Origin of the sequence: Pseudomonas sp. 34 E 7, assembly GCF_900005715.1 — a bacterium.
Lineage (GTDB): Bacteria > Pseudomonadota > Gammaproteobacteria > Pseudomonadales > Pseudomonadaceae > Aquipseudomonas > Aquipseudomonas orientalis_A.
In genome coordinates this window covers 1-3,897 of sequence record NZ_CVTX01000057.1, presented here as the reverse complement: position 1 = coordinate 3,897, position 3,897 = coordinate 1, and the positions used below count along the sequence as shown (strand labels likewise).

The following is a 3,897-nucleotide window of genomic DNA, read 5'->3' as shown; positions in this document are numbered from 1 at the left end:
ATTGCAGGCGCGCAGCAGCGAATTCATCGCCGCCGCCGGCGAGACCGGCGCCATGGCCAACTGGTATGGCTTCAATGTGCGCCTGGCGGCCAATATGCTGCGCGAAGCGGCGTCGATGACCACCCAGATCACCGGGGAGGTGATCCCCTCCGATGTCCCCGGCAGTTTCGCCATGGCCTTGCGTCAACCGTGCGGTGTGGTGCTGGGCATCGCGCCGTGGAACGCCCCGGTCATCCTCGCCACACGCGCCATCGCCATGCCGCTGGCCTGCGGTAATACCGTGGTGCTCAAGGCCTCGGAATTAAGCCCGGCGGTGCACCGCTTGATCGGCCAGGTGTTGCAGGATGCCGGCCTTGGCGATGGCGTGGTCAACGTCATCAGCAATGCTCCGGCCGATGCCGCCGCGATTGTCGAGCGGCTGATCGCCAACCCGGCCGTGCGCCGGGTCAATTTCACCGGCTCGACCCACGTGGGGCGGATTGTCGGCGAACTCTCGGCGCGTCATCTCAAGCCGGCGTTGCTGGAACTGGGCGGCAAGGCACCGTTGCTGGTGCTCGACGATGCCGATCTTGACGCCGCTGTGGCGGCGGCGGCCTTTGGCGCCTATTTCAACCAGGGCCAGATTTGCATGTCCACCGAACGCCTGATCGTCGATGCCAGGGTCGCCGATGCGTTCACCGCCAAGTTGGCGGCCAAGGTCGCGACCTTGCGTGCGGGTGACCCCGCTGCGGCGGATTCGGTGCTGGGCTCCCTGGTGGATGCCAGCGCCGGCACACGCATCAAGGCCCTGATCGACGATGCCCTGGCCAAGGGCGCGCGGCTGGTGGTGGGCGGCCAACTGGAGGGCAGCATCCTGCAGCCGACCCTGATCGATGGCGTCACCGAACAGATGCGCTTGTACCGCGAAGAGTCCTTTGGCCCGGTGGCCGTGCTGCTGCGTGGTGAGGGTGATGAAGCCTTGCTGCGCCTGGCCAACGATTCCGAGTTCGGCCTGTCGGCGGCGATCTTCAGCCGCGACACCGGGCGTGCACTGGCGCTGGCGCAGCGGGTCGAGTCGGGTATTTGCCATATCAACGGGCCGACCGTGCATGACGAGGCGCAGATGCCGTTTGGCGGGGTCAAGTCCAGTGGGTACGGCAGCTTTGGTGGCAAGGCGTCCATTGAGCACTTCACGCAATTGCGTTGGGTGACCTTGCAGAACGGGCCACGGCATTACCCGATCTGAGCAGTTGCTGCGACATAACAATAACAAGGCGGCTGTGATCCGCCTTGCTGGAGGACATCCTTGTGAGTTCCGAATTCCGACCGCAACCCCAGCCCGCACCGCGATACCGCGAGGTCTCCATCGGCCACGCGCCGGTGGCGGTCACTGAAGAACACGGCGTGTTGCACATGCGCTCCCTGGAGCCCCTGGCCGAGTTGCCGGCGCGCCTGCTCGATCGCCTGGTGCATTGGGCTCGGGTACGGCCCGAGCAGACGTTTATCGCGGCCCGCCAGGCCGGTGGGGATTGGCGCCGTGTCAGCTACCGCGAGATGCTCGACAGCGTGCGCGCGATTGCCCAGGGCCTGCTGAATTACGGGCTGTCGGCGGACAAGCCGCTGGCATTGCTGTCCGGCAACGACATCGAACATTTGCAGGTCGCCCTCGGCGCCATGTACGCCGGTATTCCGTACTGCCCGGTCTCGCCGGCGTACGCGTTGTTGTCCCAGGATTTCGCCAAGCTGCGGCATGTCTGTGACCTGCTGCAACCCGGGCTGGTATTCGTCAGCGATGCGGCGGCCTACCAGCGTGCGATCGAGGCGGTATTGCCGGCCGAGACCCCGTTGATCTGCGTGCGCGGCCACGTCCCCGGGCGTACTCAGGCCAGCTTTGCGAGCCTGCTGCAAACGCCGGGCGGCGCCGAGGCCGATGCGGCGTTCCAGGCCACCGGTCCTGACAGCATCGCCAAGTTTCTCTTCACCTCGGGCTCGACCAAATTGCCCAAGGCCGTGATCACCACGCAGCGCATGCTCTGCGCCAACCAGCAGATGCTGTTGCAGACGTTTCCGGTGTTTGGTGAGGAGCCTCCGGTGCTGGTGGACTGGCTGCCGTGGAATCACACCTTTGGCGGCAGCCACAACGTCGGCATCGTGCTCTACAACGGTGGCACCTTTTACCTGGACGACGGCAAGCCCACGGTCCAGGGTTTTGCCCAGACCTTGCGCAACCTCAAGGAGATTTCGCCCACGGCTTACCTGACGGTGCCCAAGGGCTGGGAAGAACTGGTCAACGCCCTGGAACAGGACGCCGAGTTGCGCGAATGTTTTTTTGCGCGGATGAAACTGTTCTTCTTCGCTGCCGCCGGCCTGTCCCAAAGTATCTGGGATCGCCTCGATCGCGTAGCCGAACAGCACTGCGGTGAACGCATCCGCATGATGGCCGGGCTGGGCATGACCGAAGCCGCACCGTCCTGCACCTTCACCACCGGGCCGTTGTCCATGGCCGGCTATATCGGCTTGCCCGCGCCGGGCTGCGAGGTGCGCCTGGTGCCGGTGGACGGCAAGTTCGAAGGGCGCTTTCGCGGGCCGCATATCATGCCGGGATACTGGCGAGCCCCCCAGCAAACCGCCGAGGTGTTCGATGAACACGGGTTCTACTGTTCAGGAGACGCGATCAAGCTCGCCGACCCTCAGCAGCCGCAACTGGGCTTGATGTTCGATGGGCGAATTGCTGAGGATTTCAAGCTCTCTTCCGGGGTGTTTGTCAGCGTTGGTCCGTTGCGCAATCGCGCGGTGCTCGACGGCTCGCCCTATGTGCAGGACCTGGTGATTACCGCGCCCGATCGCGAGTGCCTCGGAGCACTGGTGTTCCCCAGGCTCTACGAATGCCGTCGGCTGGCGGGCCTGGGCGCCGACGCCAGCGACGCCGACGTGCTCGGCAGCGCGCCGGTGCGCCAGTGGTTCGGCGATTGGTTGCAACGCCTCAATCGCGGGGTGACCGGCAATGCCAGTCGCCTGGAATGGATTGCCCTGCTCGACGAGCCGGCGTCCATCGATCGTGGGGAAATCACCGACAAAGGTTCGATCAACCAGCGCGCCGTGCTGCAATGGCGCGCGGCCAAGGTCGAGGCGTTGTATCGCGGCGAAGAGGCCACGATCCTGCGCGCCGAGCCGAAACCTTGAACGGGCAGTATTCGGCGTTTGCCGATGTGGCGATTCTCGAGGCCGTGCGCACCCCCTGGATTGACCTGGGTGGCGCACTGTCTCAGGTCTCACCCATCGACTTGGGGATCAAGGTGGGCCGTGAGGTACTGGCCCGTGCGGGTATTGAACCGCAGGCAGTGGACAGCGTTCTGGCCGGCTCCATGGCCCAGGCCAGTTTCGATGCCTACTTGCTGCCGCGGCATATCGGCTTGTACAGCGGGGTGGCGCAAGCGGTCCCGGCACTGGGGGTGCAGCGCATCTGCGCCACCGGTTTCGAACTGTTGCGCCAGGCTGCCGGGCAACTGCGCGACGGCGGGCAACTGGCCTTGTGTGTGGCCAGTGAATCCATGTCGCGCAACCCCATCGCGGCTTACACCCACAGGGGCGGGTTTCGTCTTGGCGGCGAGGTCCAGTTCAAGGATTTTCTGTGGGAAGCCTTGTATGACCCGGCCCCGGGCCTGGACATGATCGCCACGGCCGACAACCTGGCGCGCCGTTATGGCCTGGGTCGCGAGGCGGTGGACCGCTACGCCTGCGCCAGCCACCAGCGAGCGTTGCAGGCGCAGCATGACGGCGCTTGGGTTGACGAGGTGGTGATGGTCGATAACCAGGTATTCGAGCTTGAGGGATACCAGCCCAGAGGCATCAGCCTGGCGCGTCGGACCGGTGCCGTCAGCGCGGACAGCCACCCTCGGCCCACCGACCTTGCGAGCT

At 65.3% G+C, this 3,897-nt stretch carries 2 protein-coding genes and 1 pseudogene; all 3 read left to right on the top strand.

What is annotated here, in order from left to right:
- A partial coding sequence (locus BFP96_RS02295; RefSeq protein ID WP_065935503.1) for an aldehyde dehydrogenase occupies window positions 1-1,225 on the top strand: 1,225 nt, incomplete at its 5' end.
- Between the two features lie 62 nt (window positions 1,226-1,287).
- Window positions 1,288-3,162: a feruloyl-CoA synthase gene (locus BFP96_RS02290; protein WP_065935502.1), complete on the top strand. Its 1,875-nt coding sequence runs from the start codon at window positions 1,288-1,290 to the stop codon at window positions 3,160-3,162.
- Window positions 3,159-3,897: pseudogene (locus BFP96_RS02285) on the top strand (acetyl-CoA C-acyltransferase); the annotation flags it as partial. The gene BFP96_RS02290 and the pseudogene BFP96_RS02285, both read left to right, overlap by 4 nt.